General features: G+C 44.2%; 15 protein-coding genes. 8 read left to right on the top strand and 7 right to left on the bottom strand.

The features are described from left to right. Positions 1–196 precede the first annotated feature (196 nt). Positions 197–2389, top strand: coding sequence for a bifunctional alpha,alpha-trehalose-phosphate synthase (UDP-forming)/trehalose-phosphatase (locus AAA970_RS09865; protein ID WP_338236991.1), 2193 nt, complete (start codon positions 197–199; stop codon positions 2387–2389). A 557-nt stretch (positions 2390–2946) separates the two neighbouring features. Continuing rightward, complete coding sequence (locus tag AAA970_RS09860; protein ID WP_338236990.1) at positions 2947–3471, top strand: DUF4924 family protein; 525 nt, start codon at positions 2947–2949, stop codon at positions 3469–3471. A 30-nt stretch (positions 3472–3501) separates the two neighbouring features. Here AAA970_RS09860 and AAA970_RS09855 read toward each other — a convergent pair whose 3' ends face one another. From AAA970_RS09855 to AAA970_RS09840, 4 genes are all read right to left on the bottom strand, one after another. Next, positions 3502–3753, bottom strand: coding sequence for a hypothetical protein (locus AAA970_RS09855; RefSeq protein ID WP_338236989.1), 252 nt, complete (start codon positions 3751–3753; stop codon positions 3502–3504). Between the two features lie 7 nt (positions 3754–3760). Beyond that, on the bottom strand, positions 3761–4462 hold the full coding sequence (locus AAA970_RS09850) for a class I SAM-dependent methyltransferase (RefSeq protein WP_053405452.1): 702 nt from the start codon (positions 4460–4462) through the stop codon (positions 3761–3763). A gap of 176 nt (positions 4463–4638) precedes the next feature. Next, positions 4639–5442, bottom strand: a complete 804-nt coding sequence (locus tag AAA970_RS09845; protein ID WP_053405451.1) for a 3'-5' exonuclease — start codon at positions 5440–5442, stop codon at positions 4639–4641. 38 nt (positions 5443–5480) lie between these two features. Continuing rightward, complete coding sequence (locus tag AAA970_RS09840; protein ID WP_338236987.1) at positions 5481–6851, bottom strand: UDP-N-acetylmuramate--L-alanine ligase; 1371 nt, start codon at positions 6849–6851, stop codon at positions 5481–5483. A gap of 275 nt (positions 6852–7126) precedes the next feature. On the opposite strand from AAA970_RS09840, the gene dnaB reads away from it, so the two are divergent. From dnaB to AAA970_RS09825, 3 genes are all read left to right on the top strand, one after another. Continuing rightward, the gene (gene dnaB / locus AAA970_RS09835; RefSeq protein WP_253275665.1) at positions 7127–8734 is read left to right on the top strand and encodes a replicative DNA helicase; all 1608 of its coding nucleotides are present in this window, start codon (positions 7127–7129) and stop codon (positions 8732–8734) included. Positions 8735–8996: 262 nt separating this feature from the next. Then, positions 8997–10679 (top strand): sodium:solute symporter family protein, encoded by a 1683-nt coding sequence (locus AAA970_RS09830; protein WP_338236986.1) that lies wholly within the window; start codon positions 8997–8999, stop codon positions 10677–10679. Further along, positions 10679–11911, top strand: coding sequence for a BaiN/RdsA family NAD(P)/FAD-dependent oxidoreductase (locus AAA970_RS09825; protein WP_338236985.1), 1233 nt, complete (start codon positions 10679–10681; stop codon positions 11909–11911). The genes AAA970_RS09830 and AAA970_RS09825 overlap by 1 nt, the downstream gene beginning before the upstream one ends. Before the next feature lie 183 nt (positions 11912–12094). Here the strand turns inward: AAA970_RS09825 and AAA970_RS09820 are convergent, their stop codons facing one another. Beyond that, complete coding sequence (locus tag AAA970_RS09820; protein WP_338236984.1) at positions 12095–12640, bottom strand: inorganic diphosphatase; 546 nt, start codon at positions 12638–12640, stop codon at positions 12095–12097. A gap of 123 nt (positions 12641–12763) precedes the next feature. On the opposite strand from AAA970_RS09820, the gene AAA970_RS09815 reads away from it, so the two are divergent. From AAA970_RS09815 to AAA970_RS09805, 3 genes are all read left to right on the top strand, one after another. Next, positions 12764–13858 carry an o-succinylbenzoate synthase gene (locus AAA970_RS09815; RefSeq protein WP_338236983.1) on the top strand — a complete coding sequence of 365 codons (1095 nt, stop codon included), beginning with the start codon at positions 12764–12766 and terminating at the stop codon, positions 13856–13858. 774 nt (positions 13859–14632) lie between these two features. Beyond that, entirely contained in the window at positions 14633–15964 is a 1332-nt protein-coding gene (locus AAA970_RS09810; protein ID WP_338236982.1) for an OmpP1/FadL family transporter, read from the top strand. Between the two features lie 18 nt (positions 15965–15982). Beyond that, a complete protein-coding gene (locus AAA970_RS09805) occupies positions 15983–17653 on the top strand; it encodes a hypothetical protein (protein ID WP_338236981.1) in 1671 nt (556 codons plus the stop codon). 512 nt (positions 17654–18165) lie between these two features. On the opposite strand, the gene AAA970_RS09800 is transcribed toward AAA970_RS09805, so the two are convergent. Both AAA970_RS09800 and AAA970_RS09795 read right to left on the bottom strand, forming a co-directional pair. Next, complete coding sequence (locus tag AAA970_RS09800) at positions 18166–19581, bottom strand: YfcC family protein (RefSeq protein WP_338236980.1); 1416 nt, start codon at positions 19579–19581, stop codon at positions 18166–18168. Further along, the gene (locus tag AAA970_RS09795; RefSeq protein ID WP_338236979.1) at positions 19557–20684 is read right to left on the bottom strand and encodes a transposase; all 1128 of its coding nucleotides are present in this window, start codon (positions 20682–20684) and stop codon (positions 19557–19559) included. Before AAA970_RS09795 ends, AAA970_RS09800 begins: the two co-directional genes overlap by 25 nt. Between the last annotated feature and the right edge of the window lie 361 nt (positions 20685–21045).

The raw sequence follows: 21045 nt of genomic DNA, 5'->3' as shown, positions 1-21045 counted from the left end.
TTTTAATCCTCACTATTTTATTAAAATTGAAATAAATTGGAGTGATCCATTTATCCATTGAATTAAAGCCACAAATTGATTATTTTTCGAAATAACGTTGGCCAAACCGTCAACAAATGGGAGCCGGTCCGCGCACTGTTATCTACCATTAAAAAACCTTTAGCTGACTGCTCCTTTCACCACAACCCATGATATCATGAGTAGAACGATCATCGTTTCCAACAGATTACCCATTAAAGTATTAAGAGATGAGGCCAATGAGCTGCAATTTGCCACCAGTGAGGGGGGATTAGCTACTGGTCTCGGATCTGTTTATAAACAAGGCGATAATTTATGGATAGGCTGGCCGGGCTTAGCGGTGGATAATCAGGAGGAAGAAGAAATAGTTTGTGATAAATTGAAATCCGGCAATATGTTACCTGTTTTCCTGACCGAGGAAGAGGTGCATGAGTTTTACGAGGGTTTTAGTAATGAGACCCTTTGGCCGATATTTCACTATTTTTCTTCCTATGCTAATTTTGATGAGGATCACTGGAAGGCTTATCAGCGCGTTAATCAGAAGTTTTGTGATATTATTTTAAGTGTAGCGAAACCCGATGATACCATCTGGGTACATGATTATCAGCTGTTATTGGTACCGCAGATGATTCGCGAACAGCTTTCAGAAATCAGCATTGGCTTCTTTCAGCATATTCCTTTTCCTTCTTTCGAAACATTCCGGGCTATTCCATGGCGCAGAGAATTATTGATGGGCCTTTTAGGGGCTGACCTGGTAGGTTTTCATACTTATGACGATATGCGTCACTTCTTAAGCTCTGTATCTCGTCTGGCTGGGATGAAAGTGAATCAGGCACAGGTGGTGATGGGCAACCGCACCGTGACCGTGGACGCTTTCCCGATGGGGATAGACTTCGATAAATATGAAGGCATGGCGAGTCATCCGGACACCTTAAGCAAGGAAGTGGAATTTCGAACCAGTATTGGCAAAACGAAGATGATCATTTCCATCGACCGACTGGATTATTCGAAGGGAATTCCGAACAGGCTGAAAGCTTTTGAACAATTTTTTGAGCTGTATCCCCAATATATCGGCGAGGTTTCCTTGTTTATGATTGTGGTGCCTTCAAGAGATACCGTGCCCCGCTATAAAGAGTTAAAAGAAGAGATTGACCTGGCAGTAGGGAGGATTAATGCAAAGATTGGTACGGTGAACTGGAAGCCGATTCATTATTTTTACAGATCCTTTAATATCCACGATTTGTCTGCTTTTTACCGGATGGCAGATGTGGCCTTGGTTACGCCTATGCGGGATGGAATGAATTTGGTCGCCAAGGAATATGTGGCTTCTAAATTGGATAATAAAGGGGTACTCATCCTTTCAGAAATGGCAGGTGCCTCCAAAGAGCTGTCGGATTCTATCTTGATCAATCCAAATGATATCCACAGCCTGGCTGATGCCATCTTTGAAGCTTTGGAAATGGAAGTGGAGGAGCAGAAGATTCACATGGCCGTGATGAAACAAACCATCAAGCGATATAATATTCACCATTGGGTAAGCCTGTTTTTGGAGCAACTGGAAGCGATAAAATCCGAACAGAAAGCTTCTGGCGCAAGGCATTTGGTCGCCAATCTGCAGGGCGAATTGGTGGCTCAATACCAGTCCTCTGAGAAGCCATTGTTATTTTTGGATTACGATGGGACACTTTCAGGTTTTCATCACGATCCGCAAAAGGCGAACCCTGACGAACATTTATTGAATTTACTTTCTCATTTGGGAACCTCCAAAGGACATGTGGTCATCATTAGTGGACGTGATCGCGAGACCCTGAATAAATGGTTGGGGCATCTGCCGGTGGATTTAATTGCCGAACATGGTGTATGGTACCGTTATCAGGGGCAAGAATGGAAGATGCCAAGTGCCCTGAGTGGCGCCTGGAAAGAGCAGGTAGGCCTGGTGATGGATACTTTTGTGAACAGAACGCCGGGTTCCTTCGTGGAGGAGAAAGATTATTCGCTGGCATGGCACTACCGCAAGGCCGAGCAGGGTTTTGGCGAGTTGAGAGCGCGAGAATTGGTGAATCACTTACGTTATATCACTCACGGAATGAGTCTTCAGGTCTTGGAAGGAGATATGGTGATTGAAGTGAAGTCCAATGAGGTGAACAAAGGAAAAGCGGCCCGACGCTTCATGCGCAAGTTTGAGCATGATTTCCTGATGGCCATTGGCGATGACTGGACCGATGAGGATACTTTTGAGGCGGTAGGAGATCAGGGGGAAACCATTAAAGTGGGACGTGCAGCCACTGAGGCGAGTTATTTTGTGGAAAATTATCAGGAAGTGAGAAAGCTGCTGGACAAGTTTGTATTAAGTAGTATTCCTGCCGAATAAAATTTTGTTTAACTATTCAAAATCTGCAAGCCCCGAAAGGGGCTTTTTTTTTGGTTCGTGACCTAAGCCAAATTATTTGCTTCCAGATTTATGGGATCGACTTAACCCGAATTATTCACCGCTAGATTTAGCGGGTCGATATAAAAATTTAGTGATCAGGTCGTTATTGTTAATTTTGTCAAATTATCAATTGCTCAAATTTGGGTATGCTTTCTCCTCATTCATCTGCTTCGTTGGAAAAAACTCGAAATAAGAAACTATTCCTTCATTTTTCCCGCCTAGCAGCTAAACGAGGATTAAAGCCTGAATAATCCGGGTTAAGTGATTTATTTGCAGTTTAATAAGGGTAAATGTGCTGATTTATTAATACCTCAAATTTGGGCCAACATGATTTCTCCTTATTCCTCTGCTTGGTTATGAAAAACGCAAAATAGGAAACAATTCCTTCCTGTTTCCTGCCTTATGGCTAAAGGAGGATTTCAGCAGGAATCATCCGGGCTAAGCCCGATATTTTTTTGGCTTTTGGGAAAATCCCTTATTTTTCGAAAAATTTGACTATGAAGGAAATTGCAGCAAAAAGGAGATCTGAAAATATCTCTGAATATATCCTGTTTCTGTATCAAATGGAGGACCTGGTGCGGGCTTTTAATTTTGATATGGAGCAGATGGAGGAATATGTGGTGAAACATTTTCCGGTAGAGGAGGAAGAAAAGGAGGCGCAGCGAAAATGGTTTTCAGCTTTGATCCGGCAGATGAAAGCTGAAGGCGTGGAGCAGTCCGGGCATTTGGCTTCTACTCAGGCGGAAGTGGATAAAGTATTTGACTTACATATGAAGCTTTTAGTGGAGGATGCAGAGTATCAAAAGCTTTTCAATGCCGTAAGGCCTTCCATTCAGTTTTACCTGCAGAAGTCCGAAGGCAAAGTATCGAATCCCATGCAGGTTTGCATTAATGGTTTGTATGGCTATTTACTTTGCAAGATGACGGGCAAGCCGGTAGCGGAGGAGGATAAAAAACATGTGGAAGCCTTTGGCGACTTGCTGGCCTATCTTTCTTATAATTTCAAGGCCCTGGCTTTATAGGCGAGCTAAAGACAAAAAAATAAGGATGAGTTATTCATCCTTATTTTTTTTGAGGGTCATTTTAATATTCTCTTTGGTGACCTTTCCCACCCAAAGGTGCTCTTTGGCATCAAACATAACAGGCTTGTTGCCGCAGTTATTGCTACAACTCATTTTGATGCACTGATAGTCCTTAAAGGCATTGTGCTTTTTGGCCCATTTGAGCAACCCCTTATTTTTCTTTTTGCAGTTTTTACCCATGCAAAAAAACAGGGTCTTTCGGGAAGCCTTCAGTGGGATCATAGCATTTTTAAGCGTCTGGTTTAAGGGTCAAACTTGCCAGATATTGATCCTGTTCGTCAGTCATTAATAAATCACAATAAAAACCTGCCTTGTCCGCAATTTCCTGCATGGTGGCAAAGTCCACATACACCCATTTAAACCATTCGCCCTTCAGGCTCTGGAATTGGTAGCGGAAGTCAATTTCCCCATAGTAATGATCTTTAGGTTTGGGCTGATCATCATAAAGGTAAGTCACATCCGAGCTGTCAAAAAGGATTTCTCCGCTGTCATCCAGCAAAGTTTTTAACTTTTCTAACAGGGTGGAAACTTGTTCCAGGGTTTGGGCTAATCCAATGCCATTCATCATCAGAAGAATGGTGTCAAACTTTTCATCTTCATATTCGAAGATGTTGGCCACCTGGGCATTTTTGACGCCACGCTTTTTCATCACATCCACCGCCCCCGGAGAGGTATCCAATGCGACCACTTCACAGTCACGGTTTTGTAATTCCACCGCAAAACGACCTGCCCCGGCTCCAACGTCCAGTACGCGTCCTTTGCAAGTTTCCAATGCTACATATTCCAGATCAGACATTTCGTCTTCTCCTTCAAAGAAGTAAGTGATGGGCATTTCATCCGCCTCACCAAATTGGTTATGGATAAAAAAGTTAGCATCTCGGTTGCCTGCCCAGTATTCCTTCAAGCCTATGCCGAGTACATCTTTAATCATATCGAAATCGTTAATTATGGCTTTAATAAAACAGCTTTTTTCGTCCTTTGAAACAAAATTGAAGGAAAAAAATCAGAAAATTTCGGGCGAAAAAAAAACGATCTCAAATGCATGAAATCGTCCTTTTTATTTCTTATAATGCCGTTTTGTTAATTTCGACTGCGAAAATCAAACGCTTATCTTTTCAGCATATTCAGCTTGATTTGCGTCAGTCTTCTTTTGGTATCCTGCGGGAAGTCACCACGCATTACCCAGTCATAATAGGCGGGCTCACGTTTCAGAACTTCTTCTACCGGCTTGCCTTTGTGCTTTCCAAAATTAATCAATGGAACGCCCTCCTCCGAGTACACCATTCTTCCGGCTAGGTCCACCTGATTACTGGAGCTGATGCGGTCAATCACTTTCATGTCATTTTGAATAGTACCCAACAAGTTTCCTTTCATGTCAAAGGCCTCTTCTCCCTCGTACTTTTCTACCTGCGCCTTAAAGACCTCCAGAGTGGCAATTGTATCCGCCTCAGCAGAGTGGGCATCTTCCAGTGTTTTGCCACAATAAAATTTGAAAGCGGCAGAAAGATTACGCTTTTCCATCATATGGAAAATTTTCTGCGCATCAATCAGGTTCCTTTTGGTGATGTCGAAATCAATCCCCACGCGGTTAAATTCTTCCATTAATAGTGGCACATCAAAGCGCACAATATTGAATCCCCCCAAATCACAACCTTCCAGAAAGCGCGCCAAATCTTTGGATACTTCTTTAAAGGTAGGGGCGTCCTTTACATCCTTGCTGTAAATGCCGTGGATCAGGGAAGTTTCAACCGGAATCGGAATTTCCGGATTAATTCTGGAAACTAATTTTTCCGTGCTGCCATCAGGATTTTGCTTTACAAAGGCATATTCCACGATACGGTCAGCTGTTATATTGACACCGGTAGTTTCTAAATCGAAAAATACCAGTGGCTTGTTTAATTTTAAATTCATGATTGCGTTATCGTTGAGCGCAGATTGCGCGGTGTTGTTTATTTGGTCCAGTCGTCGGCAAGTTCCATAATTGGTACTCCTGCCAAATTTCCGGAAGTCATGATCAGTAAGTTGCCTTCCTTGGCCAAACCACTGAAAGCGGCTTTAAGTTCTTCGGCATTGCGCACATATTGAATATCATCCTTTTTAAAGGCAGCCTTTATTTCTTCCTCCGAAATTGCAGGTAAGCCTTTGTGCTGAAGTACCTGTTCATTCACCAGGATGATAGGCTGTTTCGCACTATCCAATGCTCCGGCATATTGGGGAAGGAAATCTTTATTTAGAGAACTAAAGGTGTGTAATTCCAAAAGCACCTGAGTGTTTCGGTCTTTGAATTGCTCGGCAACCGCTTTGGTAGTGGCCATGACTTTACTGGGCGAATGGGCAAAGTCCTGATAGACCATGGCCTCCGGGGTGGTTTTCAAAGGCGTCAGGCGTTTGTTGGCGCTTTCGAAAGTAGCCATGGCTTCGTAAAACTGTGCATCGGTAATGCCCAATTGCTTACAGATGGCTTTGGCACCCGCCAGGTTTTCCATATTGTGTTCGCCAATGATATTGACCGCCACTTTGCCATTATCGGTTTTCAGGAAAGTTTGTCCGTTTTCCACCGTATAAGGGTGTGTCTTATAAGGAATGCTGTTGACATCCGTTCTTTTGGTCTTCCCGATTTTCTTCACTTCCGGATCCTTTTCATTGTAAATCAGGGAGCCAGCCTTGGGGCTTTGGTCAGCCAGGTCATGGAACAATTGCACATAGCCTTCATAAGTAGGGAATACGTTAAAATGATCCCAAGCAATACCGGAAATCAAAGCGATGTGATGATGGTATTTCAGGAACTTCGGGACACGATCCAGGGTGGAGTTCAAATATTCGTCTCCTTCAATGATGATGACCGGAGCGTCCGAAAGCTGCACGGAAAGGTCAAAGCCTTTAACCTTAGATCCGACAAGGTAATCAAATTCCTTTTGCTGAAAGTTCAATACGTGCATCACCATGGCGGTAATACTCGTTTTGCCATGGCTGCCAGCGATGACCACTCGCTGCTTATTTTTGGATTGTTCAAAGATAAATTCCGGAAAGGAGTAAATCTTCAGCCCCAGTTCCTGTGCTTTGGCAAGTTCCGGGTTGTCCTCGCGGGCGTGCATTCCCAAAATGATGGCATCCAGCTCAGCATGAATGTTTTCCGGATTCCAGCCATTGTGCTCCGGCAGCAGGCCTTCGGTTTCCAAAGCTGATTTGGCAGGGTCGAATATTTCATCGTCAGATCCGGTGACCTGATGTCCGGCACGTTTTAAAGCGATGGCTAAATTGTGCATAATGGCGCCGCCAACCGCAATTAAATGTATCTTTAGGGAATTATGATTCGTCATGGATTTCATTTAGAATAGAAAACAAAAATAGAAATTTATTAAAGGCGCCCAAAGTTTGCCGGCCTTATTCGATGCCATGCGATTATGATTTTTTAAGATGGAAAGGGAGAATGGGAAGGAGATTGAACTTTGGGAAGAAAAGAGGGTTTAGAAGTCTTGCTTCCTTGTTTGGTTAGCGTATATTTGCGAACTTGTTTCACTGCTAAAATTTCCCATAATAGGATTTTAGTGTGATTCGACTTAAATTTTGACGGCATTCGCCATTTCACGAATATATGATGTCTGAGGAAAAAGAATTGGGTGCAGGAGCTTTTCGCTTGCCAGTTACAGGAAAAGAGGGGGTAGCCAAACTGCCAACAAAAACAAAACTGCCGACTACCTTGGCTACGGGGAAAATCCCTCCGCAGGCCAATGAATTGGAGGAGGTGGTTTTGGGTGCGTTAATGTTGGAGAAAGATGCGCTGACCAATGTGATTGATATCCTGCGTCCGGAAAGTTTTTATAAAGAAGGGCACAAATTAGTCTATAAGGCCATTCGTGATTTGTTCAATGACGCTGAGCCGGTGGATTTGATGACGGTGACCAACCGTTTGCGTAAGAATGGTGATCTGGAAAAAGCCGGAGGGCCTTTGTACCTTTCCAAGCTGACCTCCAAAACTTCCAATGCTGCTAATGTGGAGTTTCATGCCCGCATTATTTCTGAGCAGGCTATTAAAAGAGAACTGATTCAGGTGGCCTCTAAAATCCAGACGGAGGCTTATGATGATACCCGTGACGTATTTGAGCTGTTGGATGATACGGAGCGCTCGCTTTTTGAGGTGACCAACTCCAATATTCGTAAGTCCGTATCGGATATGCGTTCGGTAATGGGGCAGGCCATTGCGGAGCTGGAAGCCAAAAAGACCATGAAGGATGGTTTGACCGGAGTTCCTTCCGGGCTGACCCAGCTGGACCGCGTGACGGCCGGATGGCAGCCTTCCGATTTGGTGATTATTGCGGCTCGTCCTGCGATGGGTAAGACGGCATTCGTATTGACAGTGCTTCGTAATGCTGCGGTAGATTTTGACAAACCTGCGGCGATTTTCTCTTTGGAGATGTCCAACGTACAGCTGGTGAATCGTTTGATTTCAGCGGAGGCGGAACTGGAGTCCGAGAAGTTGAAGAAAGGGATGTTGCAGGACTTTGAGTGGGAGCAATTGGTGGAAAGAACCAACCGGTTGACGAATGCGCCCATTTTTATTGATGACACCCCGGCACTGTCCATACTGGAATTGAGAGCGAAGTGTCGTCGACTGAAGGCGCAGCATGATATTCAAATCATCATCATTGACTATTTGCAGCTGATGTCCGGAGATTCCAAGTCCGTGGCAGGTGGTAACCGTGAACAGGAAATCTCCTCCATCTCCCGAGCTTTGAAAGGTTTGGCCAAGGAGTTGAATGTGCCGGTAATTGCGCTTTCGCAGTTGTCTCGTGCGGTGGAAACCCGTGGTGGTGATAAGCGTCCACAGCTTTCCGATTTGCGTGAATCTGGTGCGATTGAGCAGGATGCCGATATGGTAATGTTCCTTTACCGTCCAGAGTATTATGGAATTACACAGGATGAGGCCGGTAACCCGACAGCGGGTACTGGTGAGGTGATTATTGCCAAGCACCGTAATGGTGCGCTAGACACCGTTCCCTTGCGATTCATCGGTAAGTACACCAAGTTTGAAGATTTGGATTTAGGCGGATTCCAGAACTTCTCCCGCATTCCTGATGGCTCTGCTTCTTTCGATCCTGAAAGTAATGGGATGATTATCCAGTCTAAAGCCAATGAGGGCTTAGGAGAGCCGCCAACAAATATGGGAGTGCCTCCGGAAAGTGACGGGCCGGCGCCTTTCTAAGAAAATTAAGATTTATAATTTTATTCGATAAATGAAAAACGTTTCTAATTGACAATTGGAGACGTTTTTTTTTGTGCCTACGAATCCTTGTATTAATTTGAAATTTAATCATCAATCGAGGCTCATAAATTATGGATTTTTGGGATAAAGCCGGAGAGGAGAAACCTCCAATAGCAGGAACCTGGACCAATTTGTATCTGTGGACTATTGGTATTTTTTGTTTTTATGTCATCATATTCACCATCTTAACACAGGTATTTTCATGAATTGGTTAGACTGGATTGTCTTAATCGGAACGCTGCTTTCCATTGTCGGCTATGGAATTATTAAAACGCGGAATGCGAAGGATATCAAGGGATTTCTGTTAGGGAATAAAGAACTGAAGTGGTGGACGATCGGGATCTCTATTATGGCGACGCAGGCTTCAGCCATTACCTTTTTGTCTACTCCGGGGCAGGCTTATGCCGATGGCATGCGCTTTATGCAGTTTTATATTGGCATGCCTTTGGCCATGGTGGTGCTCTGTGTTACGGCCATTCCCATCTTTTATAAGCTGAATGTTTTTACCGCTTATGAGTATCTGGAAGGTCGGTTTGATTTGAAAACCCGTTCCCTGGCGGCCTTTCTTTTCCTTTTTCAGAGGGGATTGGCGGCAGGGATTACCATTTATGCGCCCTCTATTATTTTGTCCACCTTATTGGGCTGGCCCTTGTTTCAAACGAATCTGATTATCGGGGTACTGGTCATCTTTTATACTGTGTCCGGTGGAACGAAAGCAGTAAGCCAGACCCAGCAACATCAGATGACCATCATGATGGGGGGAATGATATTAGCCGGTGTTTTAATTGTATATCTGTTTCCCAAAGACTTCACGCTTTCTGATGGGGTCGCCCTGGCTTCGGGTCTGGATAAGATGGAGCTTATTTCCTGGAAATTTGATCTAAGTGATCGTTATAATATCTGGTCCGGAATATTGGGAGGTTTTTTTCTTTTCTTATCATATTTCGGAACCGACCAATCGCAGGTACAGCGTTATCTTTCTGGTAAGTCAATGACGGAGAGTCGTTTGGGGTTGTTGCTGAATGGCATTTTGAAAATCCCCATGCAGTTGATTATACTTTTTATTGGGGTACTGGTGTTTGTGTTCTTTCAGTTCGAAAGGTCGCCGCTGTTTTTCAATACTTCCGTCGTAAATCTGGTATATCAAACGGAAGGCAGGGAAGATTTTCAGGCCCTTGAAAAAGAGCATGAAGCAGTTTTTGAAACCAAAAAACAGGTGATCGCATCATGGGCGAATCAGGACCATTCCCCGGAGTTGATGACCACCATTAATGAGCTGAATGAAAAGGAGCAGGAGCTGCGGGCGCAGGCGGTGGAGGTGATTAAGGCCAGTGTGCCGGAAGCGGAAACCAGAGATACCGATTACGTCTTCATTACTTTTGTGATGCGCTATTTGCCGCATGGGATCATTGGCTTGCTGTTGGCGGCCATATTTTCGGCGGCCATGTCTTCTACTGCTTCTGAATTAAATGCTTTGGGTTCCACCACTCTGGTGGATATTTATAAAAGAAACATTAAAAAGGACGGAGACGATGAACATTATCTGAAAGCTTCGCGCTGGTTTACTTTTATGTGGGGTGTTATTGCGCTGATTTTTGCCTCTTATGCGTCTATGTTTGAAAACCTGATTCAGGCGGTCAATATTATCGGATCTTTATTCTACGGCACTATTTTGGGGATTTTCCTGACCGCCTTTTACCTGAAAAAAGTTCAGGGAGATGCGGTGTTTGTGGCAGCGCTGATCGCAGAAGTGTGTGTGGTAATTTTGTATAAATTCACGAATGTCGGATATTTGTGGTTCAATTTGATTGGTTGTGCTTTGGTCATATGTCTAAGCATGATTTTTCAGCAGTTTTTCAAAAATAAACAAGAGGTTACAGCTTAATGGGGCGTAGGATAGTGATCATCGGAGGAGGTGCCGCGGGCTTTTTTGCCGCAGCGAATTTGCAGCAATTACCTAATGATGTGGAGGTGGTGATTTTGGAAAAATCGAATAAAACCCTTTCCAAGGTAAAGGTTTCCGGTGGAGGTCGATGTAATGTCACCACTTCATTGGATCAGGTCGGGCAGTTAGTGAAGCAATATCCTCGTGGTGAAAAGCCGCTCCGGAATTTATTTAAAGCCTTCGGACCTGTGGAGTTGCGCCAATGGTTTGAGGAAAGAGGGATTCCCCTGAAAGCCGAGGATGACGGGCGTGTTTTTCCTACTTCAGATAGCTCTCAAACGATTATTGATTGTCTTCGGGAAGAGGCACAGCGTTTGGGGGTGAAGGTCATGCATGGAGAACAGGTCGTAGATTTATCACAAAAGCCCGAAGGATGGACCGTGACCACTAGTGGAGGAAAGCTATGGGAGGCGGATTTGGTAATGGTGGCCATAGGTGGTCATCCGAAATCTGCTGCATATGATTGGTTGTCCGCCTTGGGACTCGAGCTTGAAAAGCCCTTGCCTTCTTTATTTACTTTCAATATTCCGGATAGTCCATTGCTGACTTTGGCCGGTACTTCCGTGCCTTCCGCAGAGGTGAAAATTGCCGGCACTAAATTTAGTTATACAGGTCCTTTATTAATTACCCATTGGGGTTTAAGCGGACCTGCGGTATTAAAACTTTCCGCTTTTGCGGCCCGGCATTTAGCGGAAAAGGATTATCAATTTCAGGTATTGGTGAAATGGGATCAGGAATGGAATGAAGATGCAGTCCGGAACTGGGTGAGTGAAAACCGGAATAGTCAGGCGAAGAAAAAGATAGTGAATTGTCCGCTACGCCCATTGACACAGCGCCTGTGGAGTACCCTGATGGAACTGGCCGGGATTCCGGAAGAGATGCGCTGGGCGGATTTGCCAAAGAAAAGCGCCAATAAGCTGATTAATGCGATGGTATCGATGCCATTTGAAGTGGCGGGAAAAACCACCTTCAAAGAGGAATTTGTTACGGCCGGAGGCGTAAAATGCAGTGAAGTGGATTTTAAAAGTATGCAGTCCCGAAAACTGGCCGGTTTATATTTAGCCGGAGAAGTATTGGATGTGGACGGGATTACCGGTGGTTATAATTTCCAAAATGCCTGGAGTGGGGGGTATGTGGCTGCCCGGCATATGGTGGAGCAGCTAAAAAATTAACCAGAATTATTCGCCAGTAAATAAAGTGAGTCAGATTAAAGGACTTATTTCCCATTCAATAAGATTGGGTTGCTGATTTGTTAATAACCCAAATTGGGGCAAGCTTGCTTTCTTCTCATACAGTTGCTTCGTTGGCAATAACTCGAAACAGGAAAAATTCTTTCATTTTTCCCGCCTTTCGGCTTATCGAGGGTTTAAGCAGGAATAATCCGGGTTAACAGTTTCGGAATGCAATTCCCAATACCGGGCTTGTGCTTCACGAACAATGTCGATGGCGGAATTTTGATCTTCCCAGCCTTCCAGATCCATCTTATGATCCTCAAAGCGGGCATAAGCTGTCAGGAATAGTTCAATCTCTTTCATTAAACCGGCGTCTACCTGATGCAGGTTGAATATTTTATTCCAGCGAGGATCTTCCACGGGAATGCAAATGAGTTTGTGATCCGGCCCTTCCTCTTCCAGCATTTTGAACAATCCGATGGGGCGGGCGTGAATTATGCAGCCGGGAAAGGTAGGCTCATCAATCAGCACCAGGGCATCCAGGGCCTTGTGGTCTTCGTCTAGCGTATTCAACACCAGGCCATATTCAGCCGGGTAACGAAGGTTATGGAAAAGGGTGCGTATAAAACGAATGCTTTTGCTTTCCTCCTCCCAAACATAACGGTTTTTGCTCCCCTTGTTGGTTTCTACTAATACTCTGATGTGTTCTTCTTTGCGGTGGGGGTTCATAATTTTAGTAGATTGTGTTCCTTGAGGAGCGGAGATTATTGACTATTTTTGAACGGCAAATGCTGCGTCGTATAATAAAAATACAAATTATTCTAGTTTTCCCAAAAACAATATTATTTCGAAATGTCAACAGCGCTTTCACATCCGGTCAACTTTAAGGTGTATCCTTATCAATTGGCTTTTAAATTTGATGCGGGAACTTCCCGTGGGGTCCTAAAAACCAAAGATACCTGGCTGATCAAACTAGAGTCGGGAGGAAAGGTGGCCTGGGGTGAAGCAGGGCCGTTGAAAGGGCTAAGCATAGATGATGTGCCGACTTTTCAGGAAGAAATCGAAAAGAAATTGGAGCGCTGGGAAAGCCTTCAGGAAGTGCCTGACCGTTTGGATGCCATCAGTCAATGGGCCAAAGAGCAGGTGCCGGATCATTTGCCCGCTTTTCGTTTTGCCATGGAGACTGCCTTTCGGGATTTATTTCAGGGCGGGATACGGAAAATATTTGATACGCCATTTTTTAACGGAGCCGAATCGATTCCGATTAACGGCCTGGTGTGGATGGGAGAAGAGGATTTCATGGCCGGGCAGATGGAAGAAAAACTGAAAGCCGGTTTTGCCTGCATCAAGATGAAAATCGGGGCGATTGATTATGATCGGGAGATGAACTTACTGCACCGATTGCGTAAGCAGTTTACCGCCAATCAGCTGGTGTTGCGGGTAGATGCCAATGGGGCTTTTGCGGAGGATGAAGCGGCTGAGGTATTACGGGATTTAAAACGGCTGGAGATTCATTCCATTGAACAGCCGGTAAAAGCAGGGCAATGGGAGGCCATGGCCAGACTTTGTGCGCAGGAAATTACGCCCATTGCCTTAGATGAGGAGCTGATAGGAGTGATGGCGGCTTCGGAACGGGAATTGTTAATGAAGACTATTTTGCCGCAATTTATCATCTTAAAGCCCACTTTGGTCGGGGGGATTCAGGATTCACTGGATTGGATTTCTTTGGCAAATAAGTATAGCCAGGGTTGGTGGATGACTTCAGCGCTGGAATCGAATATCGGGCTGAATGCGATAACTCAATTGACTTCTTTTCTACAGGTGAAAATGCCGCAGGGTTTAGGGACCGGGCAGTTATATCACAATAATTTTGGTTCTCCTTTGACCATCAGGGAGGGAAGTATCCATTATAAAAATGAGTTGCCTTGGGAAATTGGACTGGAATAAGTCCAATTATGCACCGGTAAATGTGGTCTGTCAACAAAACTCCCGTATCCACTTTGGGCTAGGGGTGTTTTTAAACAGAATATAGCGCCGACAAATTCCTCAGTCCGCGCAAAGGTTTTATTCTCGAAGCAATAACAGTATTTTATTTGATTAATAATTGTCAAAATCAGGGCAGGCTTTCTTTCTCCTCTTTCATCCGTTTTCTTGGAAAAACTTGAATTAGGAAAAATTCCGTCATTTTTTAGCCTTGCAGCTAAACGAGTATTTAAGCATGCATAATTTGGGTTCAGCAGGGATAATCCGGCTTATTAAGGCAAAAGCCGGGCTAAGGGCATGATCCAATAAAAGCGGTCAGTTATAAAAAAAAACTCCTCCAACCCAGGAGTTTTTTTTATGTCTTTTTTAAAATTCGAAAACCAATTTAGGTTATTGGGTTTCCATTTTAGCCGCTTTCGCTTTGTAAGGATTTTATCTTCGGGGTCGGAAACTATTTTCACAAAAGGAGGATATTTTTTTCAATATTGAATTTTTTCCCAAAAAAATTATGCATAAATTATAATAAGCGTAATGTATTGGCGATGGGAAACATACTTCCCGGATCGATGGTATCTTCAGGGTTAAACTTTTATTAAGCTATTAGTTTCCTTTTTGGTGTATGAATAGTGGAGTTAATAATTGTTTTTCTGATTTCCTGTTGAGCATGATGGGGGGTGAAAATTTCCTGATCGACAATGCCTTCGTTTGATTTAACCTAAAACAAACTTTTTCCTACTTATGAAAAAAGGAGTATTACTACTCGGCATGCTTGTAATGATAGGCATGGAAACTATGGCCGCGGGTTACCAGGTGCTTTTGCAGGGTAACCGCAACACGGCGATGGGTAACCTTGGGGTGGGCTTGCAACCTGATCCCTCCAGCGTTTTTTGGAATCCCGGCGCCTTAGCTATGGCGCGCCAAAGTGGTGTTGCCCTTGGGGTGAATATCATTAATTCAAAGATCAATTATTGGGATTCAGAAACTCCCGGAAGCAGTTATACCACTACTACGGATTCCCCTCTGGGTACGCCATTTCATGTTTATGGGGCGTTTCAGCCCAAAAACAGTGAGGGGGAATATAGTAATTGGGCCTTTGGCCTGGGGGTTTATACGCCTTATGGTTCTTCTGTGGAGTGGGATCCTGCCTGGAAAGGGAATTCGCTATTGCAATCCATTGATTTGCAGGCCATCTTTTTTCAGCCCACGGTGTCTTACCGTATTTCAGACAGATTTTCTGTAGGGGCCGGATTGGTGATTTCCACGGGTTCCGTAAACCTTCAAAGAGGCATTCCTCAGGTGGGTCCTGATGCGGGTATTGAGCTGGATGGTTCCGCTGATATTGCCTTCGGTTATAATGTGGGGCTTTACTTCCAGGCTTCAGAAATGGTGAATCTGGCTTTTAGCTATCGCTCGAAGGTAGATGCAGCAGTGAAAGGAGGCGATGTGACTTTTAAAAATATTCCGGCATCCATTTATGTCACGGGCCTATTCCCGGAGGGAGGTACTCAGTTTGATGCCACCTTACCTTTGCCTTCAGTGGCCTCAGTGGGGGTAACGGTAACACCGGATGAAAAAGTGACCATCGGCTTTGAGGGTAATATTGTGGGTTGGTCGGCTTACCAGTCTCTGACTTTTGATTTTGTAGATCCTATCAACGGCGAGCTCAGAACCTCTTCCCCTCGTGATTATAAAGATGCGCTACAATTTAAATTAGGGGCGGAGTATTTACTGACTCCCGCCTGGGCATTAAGAGCGGGGATTTACTATGACCAAACGCCTGTTCAGGATGGTTATATGACACCGGAAACGCCCGGAGCGGATCGAACCAATCTAACCTTTGGCTTTGGATGGATGCCCACTGAGCATTTAAGGGTGGATGCCTCTTTTCTTTGGGTAAATGGGCAGGAGAGAAGACAGTCCTTTGCTGATGCGGCCAATGCGGGTACCATTGCCGGCTTCGATGCCGATGGTAATGTGACGGATGTGAATGGTCCGGTACAGGAAGTTATGCCGGGAACATATAAGTCTACCGCTTTGATCGGTGGTGTTACGGTGACCTATTTGTTTTAATGCCTAATATTTTGACTCATGAAATTAATGAATAACTATATTAAATTATTGGCCGGAGCAGCCTTATTATTGGGCTGTCGGGAGATTCAGGATGTGCCTTCGCCTTCGGCTGGAACAGCTGATTTTTCCAAATATGTCGCGGTAGGAAATTCTCTGACGGCCGGATATGCCGATGGTGGTTTGTATGAAGAGGTGCAAAAACAGTCCTACCCCTTAATGATCGCCAACCAATTGCGTGAAGTGGGAGGAGGAGCATTCTCTCAGCCGGAGGTTCAGGGAAATGGTTCCGGCTATTTGAGGTTTGCGGGTTTGGACGCCAGTGGTTTGCCGGTTTTAGAGGCGGAAGAAGCAGATCCCTCTTTCCTGCAAAATTTATCAAATGGCCCGAATTTTGGCAATATGGGCGTTCCGGGTATTCGTGTGGTAGATGCGGCAGTGCCTAATTATGCTGATTTTAATCCTTTCTTTGCCAGAATGTTTCCTGGAGAATCCGCACCAGTATCTTATCAGGATGTCCTGACGTCCTCCGATCATACCTTTTTCACCATGTGGATGGGTAATAATGATATTTTAGGCTTTGCGGCTTCCGGTGGAGTAGAGGGCGTTGGAAGTCCATCGGACCCCTCGACCGGTTGGATGGATCAAATTACGCCTACGTCAATTTTTTCCGGTGCATATGCAGCTTTAACTGCTGTGATGACCGCAGGTGATCAGAAGGGATTGTTGATTTCTGTGCCTGATGTCCTGGATGGTGCCTACTTTACTACGGTGAACGCGACGCTATTGCCATTACTGGAATCTCCAGCGGTGGCACCTTTGGTAACCTTTGATCAGGCAACGGCGGATCAGGCGAATTTATTATACTTATTAGGCGGCTTTAATGGGGCTAATTTCGTGGAAGGAATCAATTTACCTATGATTCAGTTAGGGCCTGGTACTTCCAATGACGTTCGAGCTTTCTTACCAGAAGAGGATTTGGCCTTGTTGACTTTTGTGGAAGTGCAAAATGAAATTTTGGTAAATGGAATGGGGTATTTGAACTCGACTAATGTAACGACCCTGTTAACCGATATTGCTACAGTAGAGGCCGGGGGATCGGTGCCTACGCCACTCATTATTGTTTTAGGATTGATTACCGGCGATGATGCCACCCTGGCAGGTCTGACCTTACAGTATGTGGGGGCACGAAATGCGGGTGCAGATGCCGCCACACTGGATCGTATTGCCGGTCAGGTTTCCTTGGCTACCGGAGGACAGGTAGATTTAAATGTTTTGGTGCCGGCAGCGGAAGCTGAGGTCGGAACGCGTGCATTATTGGCGCCCATCCCCACCCAATATGTGTTGGATAATGGCGGAAGTGACAATTATCCCAATGAAATTGAAAGTGTAAAAACGGCTACCACAGCATTCAATGCTGCCATCAAGTCCATTGCAGATGCCAACCCCAATTTGGCTTATTATGATATTCAGCCATTATTGGATCAGGTGATTCGTGGCTATTATGTGGACGGGGTGACGATTACAGGGGGTTATATTACCGGGGGAGCCTTTTCAACCGATGGTATTCATTTGACACCCAGAGGATATGCGGTTGCTGCTAATGGAATTATAGGCGCGATTAATAATAATTTTGCCGCCTCCATTTCACCGGTTTTGGTGAATCAATACCGAGGAGTTGAATTTCCATAATCCTTAACCCGGATTATTCAGGCTTAAATCCTCGTTTAGCTGTAAGGCGGAAAAAATGAAGGAATAGTTTCCTATTTCGAGTTTTTTCCAACGAAACAGATGAATGAGGAGAAAGCAAGCTTGCCCAAATTTGGGCTATTATAAACTAAAGAAAATAAATCATAATAAACTAAAAATAAGCCACTTGCGCTTATCTGATTAATTTAGCGGTGAATAATTCGGGTTAAGGGGGTTAAGCCGGGTGATTCAGGCTTTAACCCTCCTTGAGTTGCAAGCTGGAGAAAATGAAGGAATAGTTTTCTGTTTCGATTTATTTCCAAGCAGGCAGAGAAAGGAGGAGTAAGTAAGCTTGCCCATATGGAGGCGATTGAATCATCGGAAATAGGCCTCAAATGAGTTGAGGGCAAGTTGCTGGAATTGATTTATTAAATCTAAGCGGCCATCATTTGGCTTCATCGCATTTAAAGGAATAATAAAAAAACCGCTAAGTGATTAGCGGTTTTTTTGTGGCTTTACCAAACCTGAAAGTAAAGCGGGATCAAAAGTAAGGCGCCTGCGGCAAAGAATAACACCAGCATCAGCGGAAGCATCCATTTAAGCCATATTTGATAAGGTACCTTTGCAATAGATAAAACACCCATAGTAACCCCGCTGGTAGGGATGATCAGGTTGGTCAGCCCATCTCCGAATTGAAATGCCAAAACGGTGGTTTGTCGCGAGATGTCCAGTAAGTCACTTAGTGGGGAAAGAATGGGCATCGTTAATGCGGCCTGTCCGGAGCCGGAAGGAAGCAGGAAGTTCAGGCTGCTTTGAAAGGCCAGCATGGCCATTACCGAAACCGAACGCGGCAAGCCCTGCACACTATCAGAAAGTGCATACAATATGGTGTCGATGATTTTTCCATCCGTAGCAATGACCAAAATACCTTTACACATGGCCACGACTAATGCAGCCGTCATCATTTCTTTGGCTCCCCCAACAAAGGCTTTGTTGATGTCTGCAGCGGATAATCGTCCGATCACCCCGGAAATGATGCCCATTCCCAAAAACAGCCCTCCGATTTCCACCATATACCAGCCCTTGATGGAAACGCCCCAAATTAAAAGGCCAATACCCATACCGAAAATAGAAAGTACGATCATTCTGGAGAGGGTGAGGGTTTCCATTGTTTTATTTTCCTGCTCCTCTATTTCAAAGGCTAAAAGTTTTTTATCCGGATCTTTGGTAATGCGCCAGGCATATAGCATTAGATAAGTCACGGTAATGCCGGTGAAAACCAGCCATACCAAAGTGCGGTATTCCCATCCTGAGAAAAGTGGAATTTCTGCTATACTTTGCGCAATGCCGATGGTGAAAGGGTTGAGGATAGCTCCGGCAAAGCCTGCACCGGCACCCACAAAGGGAATGGCGACGCCCAGTATAGGATCTAGCTTTAAAGCTTTGGCCAGTGGCAGCGTAATCAAGATAAAGACCAGCACTTCCTCGCTCATCCCAAAAGTGGCTCCGGCCAGGGAAAAAAGAATGATGATTACCGGTAGTAGAATCCATTGAAAAATAGGCTTTTTGTGGCAAATGCTCACCACTTGTGCCAGTCCGGCGGAAATGGCTCCCGTGGCGTTAATAATCCCGAAGGCTCCCCCGACGAATAAAATAAAGGCAATAATTTCTGCGGCAGCACTAAAGCCTTTTAATGGAGCGGTAAATACGCTGACCAGCGGCTGTGGATTGGCGGTTACTTCCTGATAGGAGTTGGCCACTAATACCGTACGCTCATTGACTTCGGTACGAAGGTATTCCCCTGCCGGTATTATATGAGTAAATCCTATGAAAAACAGGAGAATAAAAAATACGATGACTAAAGTATCGGGTACTTTAAAATTATTGGAGGATTTATTCCATACAGCTAGACATTTATTGATTTGGGGCAAATTTTCCGATCATGGCTTAAGAAGTGAATCAGGATATACTCGCCCCAATTTTCTATTCTGTAATCAGCTTCTGCGATGCATTCGACTCCTTTTCGAAAAACGGAAATGGATCTGTACCTTTTACCATTGGCATAAGTTTTCAGACTAACACTTTTGTACTTTTTCAACCCATGAGCTATGGATACCGAATATGCAAAAACGACAATAGCCATCATTAACCGGCATCTATCTGCTCCCTGAACATTCATTTTTTCAAGGTCAAAACCATTGGTCTTCAAATGTCTGAAACATGTCTCAATTTGCCATCGCTTCCGATAGTCCTCAGCTACTTTATATGCGTTTTTAGATAGATTTGTCAGAAGGAAAATCACAGGTTCCTTTTCCGGATCTTCACTTTTCTTGATGACCATCCGGCAATTGTCTCCGGCTTCAAACTTCATCTTAGCGGACATCGTTTTGCCCTTCACCTTACTATTTATGACTTTTGAAATCATTTGCGCTTTTGTCATGGATTTTTCATTCCATTGAGTCTTAAAGTTGGATTCTTTTACCCGAAGCACATATTTAAAGCCATTATCCTCAAGGTATTTGATGAATTTCTGTCCTGCGTATTCGCGATCAGCCAAGAGAATTTTGCCTTGTAGATTGAATAACTTCGATGCTTCTGAAAGTAACTGAATCCTTTCATCCTGATTACTAATGCCCTTTTTTTCCAGGTTCATGAAATAGATCGGCACAGCAACTCCATTATACAAAATTGCCAAGGTCATGAAATGGAAAGTACGATCCCCTTGCGTCCAGCTGGTGCCATCGACCATCAAAAAATCCCCACCTTTGTGCATATGCATGGCGGATAATTGCAATAGATCACTCCATAAATGGGTGTCAGAATATTCCGTAAATATGCGGGTTAAGCGTTTGTAATGACCAGAGGCGGAAGTACTCTGATTTTCTAAAATGCTACCTATGCAATCTTTCACTTTATTAAGACATACGGTTCCTTTTCGGATGATACCTAAACTTAAAGCGAGTACATTTTTCCAGCAAGCTTTACCCCATTTTGGAAATTCTTGCGTAAGTTTGCTGTGAAGCGAATTGAACATAGATCTTTGTTGGCGTTGGAACCCAAAGTTACTATTGTTGATTCGCTTTTTACGTTTTTAGGCAAAAATGTCTAGCTGTATGGATTTATTCATTAAATAGACGTTTGGATTTTTCAATTTTAGTAATAAAAATACGCAGCTTTTTGTATTTGCCCTAAAAATTTCAAAAAACTGCTTAAAAATTTATCTTAAACTTGACTCATTTGTGAGAATTTCATTATATTCGGTTAAGTTGAAATTATAAATAAATATGAAAGTATTCACTATTCCTCTTTGTAAGTCGCTTTCTCTTCAGGGCTTGCAACCTATTTTCGACAATTAGTCGCCTCTTAATTGAATCCGCCCGGATTCAGGAATAGTT

The organism is Persicobacter diffluens (assembly GCF_036244895.1).
Lineage (GTDB): Bacteria > Bacteroidota > Bacteroidia > Cytophagales > Cyclobacteriaceae > Persicobacter > Persicobacter diffluens.
Note: the sequence above shows the minus strand (reverse complement) of the source record. Positions and strands in the feature narration are given on the sequence as shown.